At 38.1% G+C, this 16,555-nt stretch carries 18 protein-coding genes and 1 riboswitch; of the genes, 7 read left to right on the top strand and 11 right to left on the bottom strand.

Annotated features, from left to right (window positions below; all coding sequences use genetic code 11):
- Positions 1–55: 55 nt before the first annotated feature.
- Positions 56–241: an SE1561 family protein gene (locus AC1D0Y_RS22645; protein WP_013081532.1), complete on the bottom strand. Its 186-nt coding sequence runs from the start codon at positions 239–241 to the stop codon at positions 56–58.
- A 203-nt stretch (positions 242–444) separates the two neighbouring features.
- Here AC1D0Y_RS22645 and yfkAB point away from each other — a divergent pair, with 203 nt between their 5' ends.
- Positions 445–1,563: a radical SAM/CxCxxxxC motif protein YfkAB gene (yfkAB, locus tag AC1D0Y_RS22640; RefSeq protein ID WP_034263747.1), complete on the top strand. Its 1,119-nt coding sequence runs from the start codon at positions 445–447 to the stop codon at positions 1,561–1,563.
- Positions 1,564–1,598: 35 nt separating this feature from the next.
- Here yfkAB and AC1D0Y_RS22635 read toward each other — a convergent pair whose 3' ends face one another.
- Both AC1D0Y_RS22635 and cax read right to left on the bottom strand, forming a co-directional pair.
- On the bottom strand, positions 1,599–2,399 hold the full coding sequence (locus AC1D0Y_RS22635; protein WP_025752771.1) for a YfkD famly protein: 801 nt from the start codon (positions 2,397–2,399) through the stop codon (positions 1,599–1,601).
- Between the two features lie 178 nt (positions 2,400–2,577).
- Complete coding sequence (gene cax / locus AC1D0Y_RS22630; protein ID WP_016762856.1) at positions 2,578–3,633, bottom strand: calcium/proton exchanger; 1,056 nt, start codon at positions 3,631–3,633, stop codon at positions 2,578–2,580.
- A gap of 200 nt (positions 3,634–3,833) precedes the next feature.
- On the opposite strand from cax, the gene AC1D0Y_RS22625 reads away from it, so the two are divergent.
- Complete coding sequence (locus tag AC1D0Y_RS22625; RefSeq protein ID WP_060746126.1) at positions 3,834–4,250, top strand: pyridoxamine 5'-phosphate oxidase family protein; 417 nt, start codon at positions 3,834–3,836, stop codon at positions 4,248–4,250.
- Between the two features lie 145 nt (positions 4,251–4,395).
- On the opposite strand, the gene AC1D0Y_RS22620 is transcribed toward AC1D0Y_RS22625, so the two are convergent.
- Positions 4,396–4,779: an OsmC family protein gene (locus AC1D0Y_RS22620; protein ID WP_028410135.1), complete on the bottom strand. Its 384-nt coding sequence runs from the start codon at positions 4,777–4,779 to the stop codon at positions 4,396–4,398.
- Positions 4,780–4,968: 189 nt separating this feature from the next.
- A complete protein-coding gene (locus AC1D0Y_RS22615; protein WP_060746125.1) occupies positions 4,969–5,457 on the bottom strand; it encodes a phenolic acid decarboxylase in 489 nt (162 codons plus the stop codon).
- Positions 5,458–5,837: 380 nt separating this feature from the next.
- Between AC1D0Y_RS22615 and AC1D0Y_RS22610 the strand changes: the two genes are divergently transcribed.
- Positions 5,838–7,022 (top strand): MFS transporter, encoded by a 1,185-nt coding sequence (locus tag AC1D0Y_RS22610; RefSeq protein ID WP_013081525.1) that lies wholly within the window; start codon positions 5,838–5,840, stop codon positions 7,020–7,022.
- A gap of 14 nt (positions 7,023–7,036) precedes the next feature.
- Here the strand turns inward: AC1D0Y_RS22610 and AC1D0Y_RS22605 are convergent, their stop codons facing one another.
- Positions 7,037–7,963 carry a cation diffusion facilitator family transporter gene (locus tag AC1D0Y_RS22605; protein ID WP_028410138.1) on the bottom strand — a complete coding sequence of 309 codons (927 nt, stop codon included), beginning with the start codon at positions 7,961–7,963 and terminating at the stop codon, positions 7,037–7,039.
- 15 nt (positions 7,964–7,978) lie between these two features.
- Positions 7,979–8,296, bottom strand: a complete 318-nt coding sequence (locus tag AC1D0Y_RS22600) for an ArsR/SmtB family transcription factor (protein WP_013081523.1) — start codon at positions 8,294–8,296, stop codon at positions 7,979–7,981.
- A gap of 208 nt (positions 8,297–8,504) precedes the next feature.
- On the opposite strand from AC1D0Y_RS22600, the gene AC1D0Y_RS22595 reads away from it, so the two are divergent.
- A complete protein-coding gene (locus tag AC1D0Y_RS22595; RefSeq protein ID WP_013055132.1) occupies positions 8,505–8,654 on the top strand; it encodes a BH0509 family protein in 150 nt (49 codons plus the stop codon).
- 224 nt (positions 8,655–8,878) lie between these two features.
- Positions 8,879–10,798, top strand: coding sequence for a heavy metal translocating P-type ATPase (locus tag AC1D0Y_RS22590; protein WP_060746124.1), 1,920 nt, complete (start codon positions 8,879–8,881; stop codon positions 10,796–10,798).
- 230 nt (positions 10,799–11,028) lie between these two features.
- Here AC1D0Y_RS22590 and AC1D0Y_RS22585 read toward each other — a convergent pair whose 3' ends face one another.
- Genes AC1D0Y_RS22585 through AC1D0Y_RS22575 form a run of 3 tightly spaced genes read right to left on the bottom strand, consistent with a single transcriptional unit; the run spans position 11,029 to position 12,734 of the window.
- Positions 11,029–11,868: a YihY/virulence factor BrkB family protein gene (locus AC1D0Y_RS22585; RefSeq protein WP_013055130.1), complete on the bottom strand. Its 840-nt coding sequence runs from the start codon at positions 11,866–11,868 to the stop codon at positions 11,029–11,031.
- A gap of 14 nt (positions 11,869–11,882) precedes the next feature.
- The gene (locus AC1D0Y_RS22580) at positions 11,883–12,221 is read right to left on the bottom strand and encodes a hypothetical protein (protein WP_028410141.1); all 339 of its coding nucleotides are present in this window, start codon (positions 12,219–12,221) and stop codon (positions 11,883–11,885) included.
- A 39-nt stretch (positions 12,222–12,260) separates the two neighbouring features.
- Positions 12,261–12,734 (bottom strand): low molecular weight protein-tyrosine-phosphatase, encoded by a 474-nt coding sequence (locus tag AC1D0Y_RS22575; protein WP_216143111.1) that lies wholly within the window; start codon positions 12,732–12,734, stop codon positions 12,261–12,263.
- A 176-nt stretch (positions 12,735–12,910) separates the two neighbouring features.
- Here AC1D0Y_RS22575 and AC1D0Y_RS22570 point away from each other — a divergent pair, with 176 nt between their 5' ends.
- Positions 12,911–13,138, top strand: a complete 228-nt coding sequence (locus AC1D0Y_RS22570; protein WP_013055127.1) for a DUF1128 domain-containing protein — start codon at positions 12,911–12,913, stop codon at positions 13,136–13,138.
- A 182-nt stretch (positions 13,139–13,320) separates the two neighbouring features.
- A riboswitch (purine riboswitch) is annotated at positions 13,321–13,422 on the top strand.
- Between the two features lie 83 nt (positions 13,423–13,505).
- The gene (gene ade / locus AC1D0Y_RS22565) at positions 13,506–15,242 is read left to right on the top strand and encodes an adenine deaminase (RefSeq protein ID WP_217599368.1); all 1,737 of its coding nucleotides are present in this window, start codon (positions 13,506–13,508) and stop codon (positions 15,240–15,242) included.
- 238 nt (positions 15,243–15,480) lie between these two features.
- On the opposite strand, the gene AC1D0Y_RS22560 is transcribed toward ade, so the two are convergent.
- Positions 15,481–16,227: a CAP domain-containing protein gene (locus AC1D0Y_RS22560; protein ID WP_013055125.1), complete on the bottom strand. Its 747-nt coding sequence runs from the start codon at positions 16,225–16,227 to the stop codon at positions 15,481–15,483.
- Between the last annotated feature and the right edge of the window lie 328 nt (positions 16,228–16,555).

Here is a 16,555-nt window from a genome sequence, read left to right as displayed (position 1 = left end):
AGGATTTCCACTTCAAGCAAAAAAGCGCTAGTTTTTCTAGCGCTTTTTCCTTTGTTCATTCTTTATCTTTTTTAAACTGCTCACATTTTGCTTCGAGGTCATCAATCATTGTAATCAAACGGTCAATGTCTTCTAGGTCTGTGTTTTCAGGCTCCATAGAGTCTAATACGTGTACAAACATATTTAAACGATCTTTTAAATAACGTACTTGTGAATCTTTATCTCGAACGGCGTTTCCCATTTTAAACCCTCCTGATATAGCTTTTCATTCGTATTTCTTTATATCCTAACGAATACTTTCATATTTGACAACTAAAAGCAATAAAATCCATAATAGTCACTGGTGTCCGTTTTGAATGAGACGTATAATTTAGTCTAGCAGGACGGACCGTGAGATGTTTTCATCATCATTTCACTTTACGGAAAAATAAAAGGAGTTTTTTTATGGCCACTTTACAACGAATTACCCCGGAGTTCGATCCGTGGGAAGCGTATTTAGATATGAAACAATATGGCAAACCCACGCTTACAAACGTTGAATTTACCACAACGACGCTTTGTAATATGCGATGTGAGCACTGCGCAGTTGGATATACGCTGCAGCCAAAAGATCCAAACGCACTGCCGCTTGATTTAATTTTAAAACGTCTCGATGAAATTCCAACTCTTCGAGCGTTAAGCATTACGGGCGGAGAGCCGATGATGTCTCTATCTTCTGTGAAAAATTATGTGGTGCCTTTATTAAAGTATGCACATGAACGAGGTGTCCGTACACAGATTAATTCAAATTTAACATTAGATCTTGCTCGTTACGAACAAATCATTCCTTATTTAGATGTTTTACATATTTCTCACAACTGGGGAACGATGGATGACTTTGTGGAAGCTGGCTTTGCAATGATGGAGCGAAAGCCTACTTATGAGCAGCGCGCCAAATATTTCGACCGTATGATTGAAAACAGCCGCGCGCTTGTAAAAGCAGGTGTAACCGTATCAGCTGAAACGATGTTAAATAAACGTACGCTTCCTCATATGGAAAAGATTCATCGTCAAATTGTGGATGAAATGCTTTGTCAGCGTCACGAAGTACACCCTATGTATCCAAGTGACTTTGCCAGCACTCTAGAAACATTATCTCTTCCTGAAATGCGTCAAGCTATTCATCACCTTCTTGATATTCGAGATGAAAATGTGTGGATGCTATTCGGCACGCTGCCGTTTTATGCATGCAGCAATAATGAGGAAGACTTAACGCTCTTACAACGCTTATATAGCAGTAAAAATGTAACCGTTCGAAACGATCCAGACGGGCGCTCTCGCCTAAATGTAAATATTTTTGACGGAGATATTATCGTAACCGATTTTGGTGATACACCTCCTCTTGGCAACATTCAAGATACAAAGCTTACAGACGCTTTTGATACGTGGCAGCAAAGCACGATTTCTAAAGAACTTAGCTGTCATTGTTCAGCAGTGTCTTGTTTGGGACCTAATATTTTGGTGAAAAACAGCTATTATCAAGATACTGATTTTAGCAAACTCCAAGCGAATATCACAAAATAACAAAAAGAGATTCCACCACTGGAATCTCTTTTTTGTTATCTCGGCTGATCGTAAGCCCCAAAGCTTAAGGAAACATAATCTTGTACTGGAATCCATGCTCCAATTCCTTGAGACGTTACATTTCTCACTACAATCGAACGCTTGCTTCCTTTTACCGTTACATACACTTCTCCATATGTTACTTTTCCTTTTTCACTTACAGCGGGCGTATACGCATACAGATAACCTACTTTTTTAGGAGCTACGTTATAGACCTGGTCTTTTTTCGTTCCGGCACCTACAAACGTTTGAAATGATAAAGTGAGCTTTGTTTTTTTAGCTGCTTCAATTAGCATCATTTGTTTCACATGATCAGGCTGAGGTACTTTTGCTGTTAATCCGCCTTTTATATGGCTTTGATTTTCCTGGCTGTACATCATTTTGTACTGAGTTTTTCCTGCTCTGTTATCATAATGATTTGTATTGATTCGCTGGTGCTGCCAGTTAACGTTTGTTTCTGTTGATTCGTAATTTAATGGCCACTGTCCTAAAAAGATAGTTGCTCTAAAACCAATTGCCCATGGAGTTTTAGAAATGTTTGATTCATTTAATATACGAATTAAATCAGGGTTTTCAATTTTCACATTTGATGTTTCAATGAGCTCTTTTGTAAACTCACTCGGCTGCAAATATGGCGTATCTTGACTAGCATTTGGATACGTATTTTCTTTTGAAATATTTAAAGCTGAAGAAGGCACGTTGATGGTAGGCTGAGCTGTTTTCGCAATGGCGATCTTCGTTGAACATGAAAATGAAATAATGATGGTAAACACAAATAAAAGCAATTTACGTAACATCTAGAAACTCCTTTCAACATCGTTAATGAATGCAACCATAGTTTTTTCAAACATCTCCTGTTTTATCCTGAATACTAAAAGGGAAATTCTTCTATTTACTTACACAAAAAGAATCCGAACCATTAATCGTTCGGATTCTTCCTTCAACTAAAATATGTTTGTCCCAGCCTCTTCTTTTTTAAATAAGATAAAAACCAATTCCCATAATAATATAAGCACCTAAAAGAGTTGCACCTTCGAACCAGTTTGTATCTCCGTCATTAGAAATAGCAATAGTTAAAAATACGGCCGTTACCATCGCAATCAACTCAGGCCAAGTAAAGACAAGAGACATTTGGTTTTCGAACATCAGCGAAACTAACACTAATATTGGTGCTACAAACATCGCGACTTGTAAAGTGGATCCAACAGCAATTTCAACAGCTACACCCATGCGGTTTTTAACAGCCATAATAATAGCGGAAGCGTGCTCTGCTGCGTTTCCAACAATCGCTACAATGATGACCCCGATGAACAGCTCACTCCACCCAAAACTTTCGGATACAATTTCGATTGTACTAACCAAGCTTTCGGATACGTAAGCTACAGCTAACGTAGACAAAAAGAGAACAGTAATCGCTTTCCACATTGACCATTCTGGCTCTTCATGTTCTTCCACTTCTTCACTTTTATGCTGATACACCCCTCGATGCGTTACCAGCTTAAAAAATAACGCCGCTAAGTACAAGATGATGAGAATAATGGAGATTCCGACACTCAGGGACATGGTCTTCGCTTCGTCCATTTCGCTAGCAAACACTTCAGGAATAACAAACGCAACGATAACGGCAAAGATCAATAATCCAGAATTATGTCTTGCATCATAGACATTAAATTCTTGGCGCTTAAATTTTAATCCCCCGATGAAGAATGAAAGACCGCCTACAAGAAGGAGATTTCCTAATACAGAACCGGTTAACGATGCAAGCACCACAGCTGTAAGGCCTTCTTTTAGAGCAAAAATAGAAATAATTAATTCTACAGCGTTACCAAACGTAGCATTTAATAGACCGCCTATTCGAGGACCAGCTACAACAGCTAAGCTCTCTGTTGCTCTCCCCATAAAAGCTGCGAGGGCAATGATTGTTAAACAGTAAATAATAAACATAAGAACATCTGACCAGTGCATCATGTGCCCAATAACAGATAGCGGCACCCCAAGAATAACCGCTATTAGAAAAATCCGATTGATCATCGATATGTACACCTACCTTATTCATTTTTTGACAACAAAATCAATCATATCAAATTAATGGAATTTGTATAGACTCACCGTCAATGTTAGTATTTTTAACCTATTTTTATAAATGATAAACCCTTAATTGATTTTTGATTAAGATAGTTAAAAATCAGCCAAACTACCAAGGGTAAAAAGATATAATAAGGAGTGAAAAAATGAGCAATAATGATGTGAAAAATCAAATTTTATCCGTACTGGATGACTATACAATTGGAACGTTAGCTACAATTCAAGATGGAAAACCTTATTCACGCTTTATGATGTTTTTTCATGAAGACCTTGTGCTCTACACCGCCACCAATAAAGATACCCATAAAGTCGAAGAACTAGAAAAAAACCCTTACGTTCATATTTTGTTGGGCTATGATGGGCAAGGTTGGAGTGATCCATATGTAGAGGTAGAAGCGAAAGTAAATGTAGAAACAAACGAAGAGTTAAAAAAGAAATTTTGGAATGAAAAGTTAAAAGAGTGGATTAAAAGCCCAGATGACCCAAGTTATTTGCTTCTTCAGCTGACTCCTGAACGCATGCGCTATTTTGATAAAGCCGGCAGCAAACCGAAGGAAATATGAGATTGAGACGTAGCTAAGTCCATTCCATCTGAAGACGAACAAATGGGAGCAAAGAGCTGAACCGCTTGTAACAACACCATAAAAATCCGAACGAGTTTGATTCATCGTTCGGATCTTCTTCAACTAAAATATTTTTGTCCCAACCTCATTTAATTTCGAAGGTTTCTGTCACTTCAATACTGTCAATAACCGACTGTAGCATCGAACAATTTTTTCGTGCTAGCTCAATTGATTTTTCAATTTTGTCTAATGGAAGGTCTTCTCCTGTGATGATATAGTGCAAATGAATTTTTTCGATTCGCCCCGCTTTTTCATCATTTCGCGTCACATCAGCTTGGATGCGTAAATCGGAAAAAGCAATCCTTTTTTTCTCTAGAATCTTTCTTAACACGCCTCCGCTGCAAACAGCAATGGACGATACCATGAGCTGATACGGACGAAAGCCATACTCTTCATCTCCGGCGATATGTAGCTCTCCATAAGGAAGATTTGTTGTAAATCCCGCCTCTTTTTTCATGTTGAATTCCATTTCCTTCACTCCTTTACTTCATTATAAACCGCTTTTTATATAACCAACTACTCTCAATACGGATACTTGTTACACCGTCACCATAAAAAAATCCGAACGAATTTGATTCCCCATCAAGAATCTCGATTCATCGTTCGGATCTTCCTTCAACTAAACTACTTTTGTCTCAGCCTTTTTTATGACTCTGTGTTAAATTAATTTTCCGGCGCGAATATCATTTGTCATTCCTTCGTAAGGCGCTTGAGCGATAACTTCCTCATTGTTCGCTCCGACATTTTTGATAAATGTAATGTCAGCAAATTCGGGTACAACGTATTTCGGATATGTTTCGTATTTTTCACGGGATTCATGCATTAAATTAAGATGATCATTTTGATAGCACACGGTAATTTCAGGATGTTCATGTACCCATTTTGGGAAGAAAATAATGCCGTGCATCCGTTTTTCATCAGGCATAAAGTTCAAAGATACATCTGTTCCAGTCGGCTCAGTCCACGATACTTTATATACACCTTCTGTTAATTTCACAATATCTACTTTTTGGTCGCGAACCCATCGTCCTGCCACCATTCCGCTGTGAATACGATAATCGATTGTATTTTCGTTTTTGATATAAATTTCATATTCCCATCCGTTTTCGTACGTGTAAATCATATGATTTCCAATAAATTTTTCCATTTTTATATCGCTCCTTTGATTTATAACACTTCGTATATGTCTGACACAACGCGATCCGATCTAAGCGTCTCACAGCAGTGCCTAGAAAAACGCAGTTTTGTAAGCGTTTGTATTTCGCACTTCCTGTATGACCAATGACAATCGCTGTACCGACATTGATTGTGAATGTCGCTATTTTCTTAAGCACTGTGTGTATTCTAGCGACTGCTTTTTAATTGTAAATTAAAACATGTAACTATTTACATGTTTTATTCTACTTCCCTTATAAAAAGATGTCAAATTAACAGCACAACACGTCTACATCCTTGTCAATAAAGCGTTTTCCTTGTACGATTAAACAGTTGGATTGACAAAATATTGATAAAAAGAGGTTGAGTGCTATGAGTGCTACTCATAAACAACGTTTCTGGATTTTAGTTAGCCTTGTCGCCATTTCTGGATTCAGCCAAGGTATGCTGCTGCCTTTAATTGCTATTATTTTTGAGAAAGACGGTCTTTCTTCTACTATAAACGGATTAAACGCAACGGGATTGTACCTAGGCATTTTATTTATTTCTCCTTTCATGGAAGGGCCGCTTCGCAGATACGGATATAAACCAATTATCGCAGCAGGCGGACTTTTAGTTATTGTGTCTTTAGCTTTGTTTCCCTTGTGGAAATCTGTTGTTTTTTGGTTTGTGCTCCGTTTATTTATTGGAATAGGAGACCACGCGCTGCACTTTGGTACTCAAACGTGGATTACATCGTCTTCACCTGCTGATAAACGAGGTCGAAACATTTCATTGTACGGGCTTTTTTTCGGTATTGGTTTTGCTGTTGGTCCTTTAATGACGCCGTTAATTGAAATTAATCAAGCGCTTCCTTTTATGATTTCTTCAGCTCTCTGCCTCATAACGTGGGTGTTTTTATTTTTGATAAAAAATGAATTTCCCCTACAGGAAGTGGAGGTTAATTCATTAAAAGAAACGGCTAAACGATTTTCTAAGGCGGCTAAGTATGCTTGGATTGCTTTTTTGCCGCCTTTTGGATATGGATTTTTAGAATCATCACTGAACGGAAGCTTTCCTGTATATGGCTTACGAATTGGTTTGCAAGTAGAGTTTATTTCACTCCTCTTGACTTCCTTTGCAGTTGGAGCTATTGTATTTCAGCTTCCTCTCGGAATACTGAGCGATAAATTTGGACGGAAATTGGTATTAGGATGGATTTTATCAATTGGAGCCGTTACGTTTTTTACAGCAAGCCTCTTGGAAGAGACAGCTATTCCATTAGTAGCTTGTTTATTTATAGCTGGCATGGTTGTAGGCTCGACGTTTAGTTTAGGAATCAGCTATATGACGGATTTGATTCCTGCTCGTCTACTGCCTACAGGTAATTTACTATGCGGCATTGCTTTTAGTATCGGAAGCCTTGCCGGCCCTTACATAGGCGGCACGTTTATTCAGTTCTTTCACCATATCAGCTTTTTTAATATTATTAGCGGGATGCTTGGCTTTATTTTTATTATTCTTTTTGTATTCGGACAAAAGATGCCTATGCAACAAAAAACAAGCGAGAACCTATAGGTTCTCGCTTGTTTTTAAACTTTTAGCGTTCGATGCTGAAGAGCTGATTTTTCAATTTGTATCGTGGTATGCTCAATGCCGCAGTGATCATGTACTAAATCGATGGCTTTTTGCAAAATTTGCTGACAATCTTTTTCATCTTCTACGCGCATATGACAGCTCAATGAGTCCAGTCCCGAAGTAATGGTCCAAATGTGTAAATCATGCACATCTTTGACTCCTTCAATGTTTTCAAGAAGGTTTTTTATTTCACTGTGATCTACCCCTTCAGGAGAGCCTTCCATCAAAATATGAACGCTATGAGCAAGCACGCCCCAAGCGCTTTTTAAAATTAATACAGACACAACTACAGAAATAATAGGATCAGCAATATACCATCCAAACACCATCATAAGAAGTCCCGCTACAATAGCTCCAATAGATCCTAAAGCATCTCCCAATACGTGTAAGTAAGCGCTGCGTAAATTTACGTTTCCTTTTACATCGCCTTGTCTCATAAGTGACCAGGCGCTGATTAAATTAGCGAGTAAACCAACAGTAGCAATCAGCATCATGCTGCCGCTTGCTACAGACTGCGGCTCTAATACGCGCTGATAGGCTTCATAGATGATAAATCCTGCTATTACAAACAGTGCCACTCCGTTAAAAAGAGCCGCTAATATTTCAAAACGATAATAACCGTACGTTTTTTTAGCCGATGCAGCTCGATTAGCAAACCATATCGCTACAAGACTAAGAGCAAGTGAGCTTGTATCAGAAAGCATGTGTCCGCTATCAGATAATAACGCTAAACTATTTGTAAAAAGCCCTCCAACAAACTCAAGAACCATAATACCCGCTGTGATAATGAGTGCAATTAACAGACCTTTTTTGTTGCCTTCACGCTGTGTATCAAAATGGTGATGGTGACCATGATGATGGTGGTGATGATCATGACTCATGCAAAGCCCCTCCTTCTATTCGTTATGTGCGCATTCTACGTGCTGAATTACTTGATGCAGTATTCCAACCACGTGTTCATCATCGTACGTATAGAAATACGTATTCCCTTCACGGCGATATTTTACTAAACGTAAATGACGCAAATGTGTTAACTGATGTGAAATAGCTGATTGTGAAACACCAAGCACTTCAACCATATGACCGACTGAACACTCTTCTTGAAATAGCAAATAAAGAATTTTCATTCTCGTAGGATCTGAAATAGCTTTTAGTATTCTTGACGCTTCTTCTACTGTTTGAGGCGATAAAAACGAATGTTCATCTTTTTTCATAACATCTCTCCGTTCATTATATGCAAGTATATGAGCATATGTTCATATATAAATTATAAAACACCTTTTTCTATATAGTCAATTATTTACGTCTTTCTAAATTTTTTTGCCTATTTTTAAAAAAAATCCACACAAAATACTTTTTCTGTTATATAATACAATTAAATATAATAAACTGTATTAAAACAGATGGAGAGGAGAATAATAAATGAGCAGACAAGAACGCAAAAACATGATTACATTTATTGAAACAATGAAGGGGATTGACCGTGAAACCTTAATGTACATGACGGATGCCGATATCGAGCACATTTACACTTCCGCTTATAAATATTATGAAGAACATTTAGATATGTAGTACGTTTTTTACAGAATGCAGACGTCCAGCTGCATTCTGTTTTTATTTTTTAAGCGTTAGTCGTTACCTCCTTGCTTGTTCCGTGCTATACTATACTAAATATCCCAATTTAAAAGAGAAGAACTGAAAAAATGTGCTGCTATCGCTGAGATGGCAGCTTTCGTGTTTTTTTAGGGGTAATGATTGTGATTATTCTTCTCAATTATCGTTCAAGGAGGATTTGTATGGAAAATGCGTTACCTAAAAAACAAGAACAAACGCCTCAAACATCTTCTGCTGTCAACGTATTAAAAACACATGGTGAACTCATTGCTGCACTGTTAAGCGGCGTGCTGATTTTAGCCGGCTGGCTGCTGTCAAAACAGCAGGATACTGCTGTATCAATTACGCTCTTTGTATTAGCTTACGTGATAGGAGGATTTGCTAAAGCAAAAGAAGGCATTGAAGAAACGATTGAAAATAAAGAATTGAATGTCGAAATGTTAATGATTATTGCAGCCGTTGGAGCGGCTGTAATTGGCTACTGGACAGAAGGCGCTATGCTTATTTTCATTTTTGCATTAAGCGGTGCATTAGAAACGTACACCATGAATAAAAGCAACCGAGAAATTAGCGCCTTGATGAATTTACAGCCGCAAGAAGCAACGCGTCTGATTGGAGATCAAGAAGAAATTGTATCCATTTCGGATTTACAAATCGGTGACTTGCTGTTAGTTAAGCCGGGTGAACGAGTGCCATCCGATGGGATTGTTGTCTCAGGTCAAACAACGATTGATCAGGCTGCTATTACAGGGGAATCTGTTCCTGTACTAAAACAGCTCGATGATGAAGTATTCGCGGGCACGGTGAATGTGAAAGGCGCCATTACCATTAAAATGACAAAGCCAAGCGCTGAGACGCTGTTTCAAAAGATCATTCAACTTGTTCAAACGGCTCAAAGTGAAAAGTCGCCTTCTCAATTGTTTATTGAACGATTTGAAGGCACATACGTAAAAATTGTTCTATCGGTTGTGGCAGTTATGCTATTTCTCCCACACTATGTGCTTGGATGGAGCTGGACCGAGACATTTTACCGTGCAATGATTCTCTTAGTTGTAGCGTCTCCTTGCGCTCTGGTTGCATCTATCACTCCTGCTTCGCTGTCTGCTATTTCAAACGGAGCAAAAAAAGGAATTTTGTTCAAAGGCGGCGTTCATTTGGAAAGGTTAAGCCATTTAAGCGCAATCGCTTTTGACAAAACAGGAACGTTAACAAAAGGAAAGCCCGAAGTGACAAATGTCATTGTCCGTTCTGATATGAACGAGCAGGAATTTCTTGTTAAAATCGCATCAATTGAACGTCAGTCCAATCATCCGCTTGCTCAATCCATTGTTGACTTTGTGAAAAACAAGCAGGAATTGATGCTCGTTCAGCCAGATTCGCTTGAAGACGTTCCCGGATATGGTGTCATTGGGTCTCTTCAAGGAGATACGTGGAAGATAGGAAAAGCAGATTTTGTAGGTAAAGAAGATGCAGGTGAATTTGAAAATGGGATTTCATCTACGCTTGCCAGTGAAGGAAAAACGATTGTGTACGCAAAAGACCAGCATGGTATTGTGGGATTGCTTGCGCTAAAAGACGTTGTACGAACAGAAGCTGTAGATGCTGTTAAATCGCTTAAAGAGCAGGGTATTCATACCGTCATGATTACAGGAGACAGCGAAAAAACAGCCGAAGCCATTTCAAAAGAATGTGCAGTCGATGAATACATTGCAGAATGTTTGCCTGAAGCGAAAGTAGATAAAATTAAAGCGTTAAAAGAAAAATTCCCTACCGTTTCAATGGTAGGAGATGGCATTAACGATGCACCTGCTCTGGCTACTGCTAACGTTGGAGTAGCCATGGGAGAAGGAACGGATGTGGCACTTGAAACAGCGGATATCGTTTTAATGAAAAATGATCTATCAAAAATTTCGGATGCAGTAGCTCTTTCCAGACGAATGAACTCAATTGTGAAGCAAAACGTTATTTTTTCTATTGCCGTCATCTTTTTATTAATTTGTTCGAATTTTTTCCAAGTGCTTGATATGCCATTTGGTGTTATAGGTCACGAAGGCAGCACCATTTTAGTTATCTTAAACGGCCTTCGCTTGCTAAAATCTTAACGCAAAAAAAGCCTAACGTATTTGTTAGGCTTTTTATTATGGAAATCAATGCCTTAATGGTAACCGTTTTGTCCATTTTGGCTGTTGCTTGTTTTATGCTTTGGCTGGCTCTTTTTATTTTGCTTTGTATTGCTTCCGTCTTTTTTTGTATGCTTTGTCATGATGTAAAACCTCCCTTTCACTTTGTTAGTATGCTCATATCTTGCGAATGATTTCATCCCAATTTGTGACTATGAAGATTTGACTCGACGGTCGTAGAAAATAGCGTTAATTTCTCCTCCAATAACGATAATCATCCCCGATAGGTACAGCCAAATAAGCAGGATAATAATTCCGCCCAAGCTTCCATATGTAGCTGTATAGTTATTGAAATGATTTACGTAATACGCAAACAGCATCGATACCACTGTCCATCCGACCGTAGCAAAAGCCGCTCCTTTTACAACATTTCGAATCAGCAGCTTTTTATTAGGAGCAAAGTAATACAACCCCGTAAAAACAGTAAACAAAATGAGGCCGCTGATAATCCAGCGGGAAGCAGACCATAAAGCGAGAAAGGTTTCTGAAAACCCAAACGTAGACGATAAATAAAGACCAATCATATGACCGAAAACCGGAAGTAAAAGCGCTACAATAATAACAAATATCATCGCAAAAGTAAGGAGAACTGCCATACCTCTCGCCACTAAAAAAGGCCGATTTTCTTGTACGTGATACGCTCGGTTAAATGCTCTTACAATCGCATTAATTCCATTTGAAGCAGACCACATCGTCGCAATGATACCAAAGGACAATAGCTTTTCATTATGAGAACCAATGATATGGGAAACGTTGCTTTCAATCATGTGCAGCGTTTGCTGTGGCGCTACATTTTCGACCAAGTCAAGCAGGTCTGTTGATTCCAATGGCAAAAATCCAATCAGCGTAATTAAGAAAATTAAAAAAGGAAATAGCGAGAGCAGCAAATAATAAGCCAATTCAGCTGATAAACTGGGCAGCTCATCTCGATGAATGCGACCCATCAGTTCTTTGCCAAACCTTACGATGTTATTCATGTACATTCCAGCCATATGTGCCTCCTTATTTATTTTTGTTCATCACCATACTTCTCCACAAATGCTTCTTTTGTATCGTTTACAATTTCCATCACCTGAGGCGTTGTTTCTTTTAACTTTTCTACTTTTCCTGCTACAAATGATACATCTTCAGAAACTTGCTCAATGGTCGTGCGAATGGTTTCGTATTTCTCTTTGACAGTATCCGTTACAAGTTCAGGGTGCTGAATAAGATTTGTTGTTTTGTCTTTCAGTTTTTTACTTCCTTGAATGACGGATCTTCTTGTTTCTTTATCAAATAAAGAAATAGCTCCTCCTATAATTGCTCCAATGACAATACCTTCTACTAGCTTATTGCGTTTACCCATTTGTCGTTTCTCCTCCGTTTTTTATTTTTTAAGTATCGCTTATTCCGAGAAATGCTTCTCTATAATTTCGTCTAAAAGAGCCTTGCATCCTTCTTGAACTAAGTCATATACTTCGTCAAAATTTCCCGTGAAATAAGGATCAGGCACATCTTCAATATGTAAATCGGGCACAAAATCCAAAAGCCTTGCAATATAACCTGTTTTAGTATGTCCAGCCATCCTTCTCAGATTTCCTACATTTTCGACATCCATTCCAATAATATAATGAAATTTAGCTACATCCTCTTGAATCACTTGTCTTGCTGTTTGCCCTTTAAAATCAATGTTGTTTTTCGTTAAAATAGATTGCGTTCCTTCATGAGGAGGATTGCCTTTGTGCCAGCCTCCTGTGCCTGCAGAATCTACGTGAATTTTTCCTTCCAGCCCTTTTTTCTTCACCATATCTTTAAAGACCGCTTCTGCCATGGGTGAACGACAAATATTTCCTAAACAAACGAATAATACGTTAATCATAGTCTCGACTCCTTTCCCTTATTACAAACATTATATACAATCATTTTTAAACTAAAAAATAGTTTTCTTTTATTTATATCGTTTCCACTCTTCTGTGGATAAGAACCTGACATAAAAGTGTTCACACGATAAAAACATGTTACAATAAAAAAAACGCAACTGGAAGGATGAACAAAGTGGATTTATCAGTAAAATCTCCAGAGAATATTAAACATATGGTCGATAGCATTAGTGAAAAACTGCGCATGCTAAATATCGGAGCAATTAAAGCTGAAGCTTTTGACGAAGAAATGTATGAAGACTTAAAGTACTTATACGATATGGTAATGAGAAAAGATTCTTTTAGCCCAAGTGAAATGCAAGCGATCGCGGAAGAATTAGGTACACTGCGTAAACAAGCTTAATGACAACTCCGTCAATGACTAATAGCCATTGACGGTTTTTTCTACATTTTTTTCTACACATGAATGCTGCGCCTTTTAGCGAGCAAATAAGAGTTAAATCGTTTACATACACATAGATGAAATATTCCCAAAAATCTTTCTTTTTTATTAGGAATTGACGTTTTTATTATTTGTCTATAGAATGTATCGAAATACCTAAAGCTCGTATAGTCTTGGAAATAGGGTCCAAGAGTTTCTACCGAACTACCGTAAATAGTTGGACTACGAGGGTTGAACATCATTCATACTGCATTTTTATTCTTCTTTATGTTCTCCCTTACATAGTCCTTCATTGTTATTCAGTTATACAATGAGAGGAGTCACATTCATGTCAAATAAAAAAACAACCTTAAAAAAACAGCTTGCTGTTGCCAATAAAAAAATACCTGCAGATCTTGTAGTGAAAAACGGGAAAATTATCGATGTCTTTACGCTTTCCATCATTGAAGCTGATATTGCGATTGCTGATGGAGTGATTGTTGGAATAGGTCAATACGATGGGAATAACGTCGTGGATGCAAAAGGAAAATACATTTCTCCTACGTTCATTGATGGACACGTTCACATTGAATCATCAATGGTTACACCTAAAGAGTTCTCAAAACTTCTTGTACCTAGAGGCGTCACAACTGTCGTAACGGACCCTCATGAAATTGCGAATGTTTCAGGGAAATCTGGCATTGAATTTATGCTTCAAAACTCGGATTCCATTCCTTTAGACGTATTTGTAAACTTACCTTCAAGCGTGCCAGCAACTCCTTTTGAAAGCTCTGGAGCCGTCTTAAAAGCAGCTGACTTAGCGCCATTTTTCTCTCACTCTCGCGTGCTTGGATTAGCAGAAGTGATGGATTTCCCTGCTGTTCGAGATGGAGATGACGATATGCTCGATAAATTACAAGCAGCTAACGATGCAAACGGCGTAATTGATGGGCACGGCTCAGGGTTAGATGCTACGGGCGTTAATATTTATCGTACCGCTAACATTTCAACAGATCATGAATGCGTAACAGCAGAAGAAGCAATTGAACGTATTCAGCGCGGGATGTATGTTCTGATCCGCCAAGGTTCTGTCGCTAAAGATTTGAAACAACTATTACCTGCTGTAAATGAACGCAACGCGCGCAGATTTTTATTCTGTACAGATGACAAACACCTAGATGATTTATTAACGGAAGGTTCTATTGATTATAATGTTCGTTTTGCTATTGAACTCGGGCTGGATCCGTTAATTGCGATTCAAATGGCTTCGTTAAATGCCGCTGAATGCTACGGGTTAAAAGATAGAGGTGCGGTTGCTCCTGGTTACAAAGCGGATTTTATTCTATTAGACGACTTAACCGATATATCTGCAGCACATGTCTATCAAAACGGAGAGCTTATTGCTGAAAATGGAGAGCTGCTTTCTGTTCAAGAAGAACAAATTGACCTTCCAACAGAACTAATGAATTCTGTTCATCTCAAAGAGTTTTCCATTAAAAAACTTACGATACCACTTCAGCACAATCGCGCTAATATTATTGAAATTAATCCAAACAGCCTGATTACAAATCATATTGTAGAAGAAGTTCAAGTGAAGCAAAACGAATTTCAGTCTTCTGTAGAAAACGATCAGCTGAAAATGGCTGTTGTTGAGCGTCATCATCTAACAGGGAATATTGGTCTTGGAATTGTAAAAGGTTTTCAGTTAAAAGACGGAGCGATTGCTACCACGATTGCTCACGATTCACATAATATCGTAGCCGTAGGAACAAATGATGAAGATTTAGCAAAAGCAATTGCGGCAATTGAAGAAATCGGCGGAGGTATTGTTATTGTAAAAGGCAATGAAGTGATTGGCTCCCTCCCTCTTTCCATTGGAGGATTAATGTCACCTCACCCTTACAATGAAGTAAACAGCTTACTTAAGCAGCTTCACGGGGCTCTTCATGAGCTTGATATTTCACAGAAATTCAACCCGCTGCTGACATTATCTTTCTTAAGCTTGCCTGTTATCCCATGTCTAAAATTAACCGACAAAGGATTATTTAACGTAAAAGAATTTAAGCATATCACTGTTCAAGCATAAAATAAAAAGGACTCTTTCGAGTCCTTTTTATTTATATCCTTTAGACGGCGCAGTTCGAGTTTTACGATTTTTATAATGACGATATCCTTCTTTTAAAAGGATAGGAAAAACAGCGACTAGAATTTTTTTTAATATACGTCCCAATTTAAGGCACTCCTTTACGTGTTCTTACTTTACTATACCCAAATTGGACAGCTAAAAACGCAAAAAAGAGCAGGTATATCCTGCTCTTTTTGTATTACTTACCGATAAATTGTTGAGTCCAGTACGTAGTATCACCTTTTACGTATCCAACACCAATTTCAGTGAAATCAGGGTTTAGAATGTTTTTGCGGTGACCGTCACTATTCATCCAAGCATTCATTACATCTTCAGGAGATTGCTGACCTTTTGCAATGTTTTCACCTGCAGTTGTATATTCAATGCCGAATTGTTTCATCATATCAAATGGTGAACCATATGTTGGTGAATTGTGGTCAAAGTACCCTTTGTCCATCATATCTTTTGATTTAGTGCGTGCAACGTCACTTAATTTTTTGTTAAGTGTTAGAGGTTTTAAACCTTGTTTTTCACGCTCTTGGTTCACTAAATCTACGACCTTTTGTTCGAATTGACTAGCATCTTTTGTTTGTTCTGCTTTATCAGTATTTTCTGATTGTTGAGCTTTTGTGTTTTGCTGTGTTTGCTCTGGAGCTTTTGCTTCTTCACTTTGCTCTGGTGCTTGTGCTTGTTCCTGTGGAGCTGCTTCAGCTTGCTCTGGTGCTTGTGTTTCTTGTTGTGGAGCTGCTGCTTGAGCAGATTGTCCTTGAGCGTTAAATTTCTTTAATAGCTCATCTACATTTATATTTTGTGCTGCTTGAGCATCTTTAATGTTAATTTGTTTTGGAGTGTTGCAATCAGGAGCTGCTGCATTTGCTTGTCCTGCTGTTAGTAATCCTAATGATACGGCACCTGCGACAGTGGCAATACGAAACCTTTTCTTCATGTTTGAAATCCTCCTATGTGATAATAAAGTTTTTTTGTAAAACCGCAACGCATCTAAGCTTGTAGCAAGCCAATCTCGTGATGCACCCTCATTGTTGCATGAAAACTATGAAACTCGCAACGTCTTTTAAGCTACCAAAATTATACTTTCATTTATGTAAAAAATATTTCGATTGTGTTACGTGGCTTCTATCTATTGATAGTAAAAGGTTTTCATATTCTTTTAGAAACCTCTTCACCTAATCCAGTAATATAACTGTAAATTCCTCGTCAAAATCGTTACATATAAAAAAGGCGACAGCAGAGTGGTAAACCACCCTGTTATCGCC

The organism is Priestia sp. P1_B12_1 (assembly GCF_056406695.1).
Note: the sequence above shows the minus strand (reverse complement) of the source record. Positions and strands in the feature narration are given on the sequence as shown.

Coding starts and splice junctions, on each gene's coding strand:
- AC1D0Y_RS22585 (WP_013055130.1), bottom strand. CDS start 11,868: ATGGCTGGAATGTACATGAATAACATCGTAAGGTTTGGCAAAGAACTG.
- AC1D0Y_RS22560 (WP_013055125.1), bottom strand. CDS start 16,227: ATGAAGAAAAGGTTTCGTATTGCCACTGTCGCAGGTGCCGTATCATTA.
- AC1D0Y_RS22600 (WP_013081523.1), bottom strand. CDS start 8,296: ATGAAAAAAGATGAACATTCGTTTTTATCGCCTCAAACAGTAGAAGAA.
- AC1D0Y_RS22620 (WP_028410135.1), bottom strand. CDS start 4,779: ATGGAATTCAACATGAAAAAAGAGGCGGGATTTACAACAAATCTTCCT.
- AC1D0Y_RS22615 (WP_060746125.1), bottom strand. CDS start 5,457: ATGGAAAAATTTATTGGAAATCATATGATTTACACGTACGAAAACGGA.
- cax (WP_016762856.1), bottom strand. CDS start 3,633: ATGATCAATCGGATTTTTCTAATAGCGGTTATTCTTGGGGTGCCGCTA.
- AC1D0Y_RS22635 (WP_025752771.1), bottom strand. CDS start 2,399: ATGTTACGTAAATTGCTTTTATTTGTGTTTACCATCATTATTTCATTT.
- AC1D0Y_RS22645 (WP_013081532.1), bottom strand. CDS start 241: ATGGGAAACGCCGTTCGAGATAAAGATTCACAAGTACGTTATTTAAAA.
- ade (WP_217599368.1), top strand. CDS start 13,506: ATGTCAAATAAAAAAACAACCTTAAAAAAACAGCTTGCTGTTGCCAAT.
- AC1D0Y_RS22595 (WP_013055132.1), top strand. CDS start 8,505: ATGAGCAGACAAGAACGCAAAAACATGATTACATTTATTGAAACAATG.
- yfkAB (WP_034263747.1), top strand. CDS start 445: ATGGCCACTTTACAACGAATTACCCCGGAGTTCGATCCGTGGGAAGCG.
- AC1D0Y_RS22610 (WP_013081525.1), top strand. CDS start 5,838: ATGAGTGCTACTCATAAACAACGTTTCTGGATTTTAGTTAGCCTTGTC.
- AC1D0Y_RS22580 (WP_028410141.1), bottom strand. CDS start 12,221: ATGGGTAAACGCAATAAGCTAGTAGAAGGTATTGTCATTGGAGCAATT.
- AC1D0Y_RS22605 (WP_028410138.1), bottom strand. CDS start 7,963: ATGAGTCATGATCATCACCACCATCATCATGGTCACCATCACCATTTT.
- AC1D0Y_RS22590 (WP_060746124.1), top strand. CDS start 8,879: ATGGAAAATGCGTTACCTAAAAAACAAGAACAAACGCCTCAAACATCT.
- AC1D0Y_RS22575 (WP_216143111.1), bottom strand. CDS start 12,734: ATGATTAACGTATTATTCGTTTGTTTAGGAAATATTTGTCGTTCACCC.
- AC1D0Y_RS22625 (WP_060746126.1), top strand. CDS start 3,834: ATGAGCAATAATGATGTGAAAAATCAAATTTTATCCGTACTGGATGAC.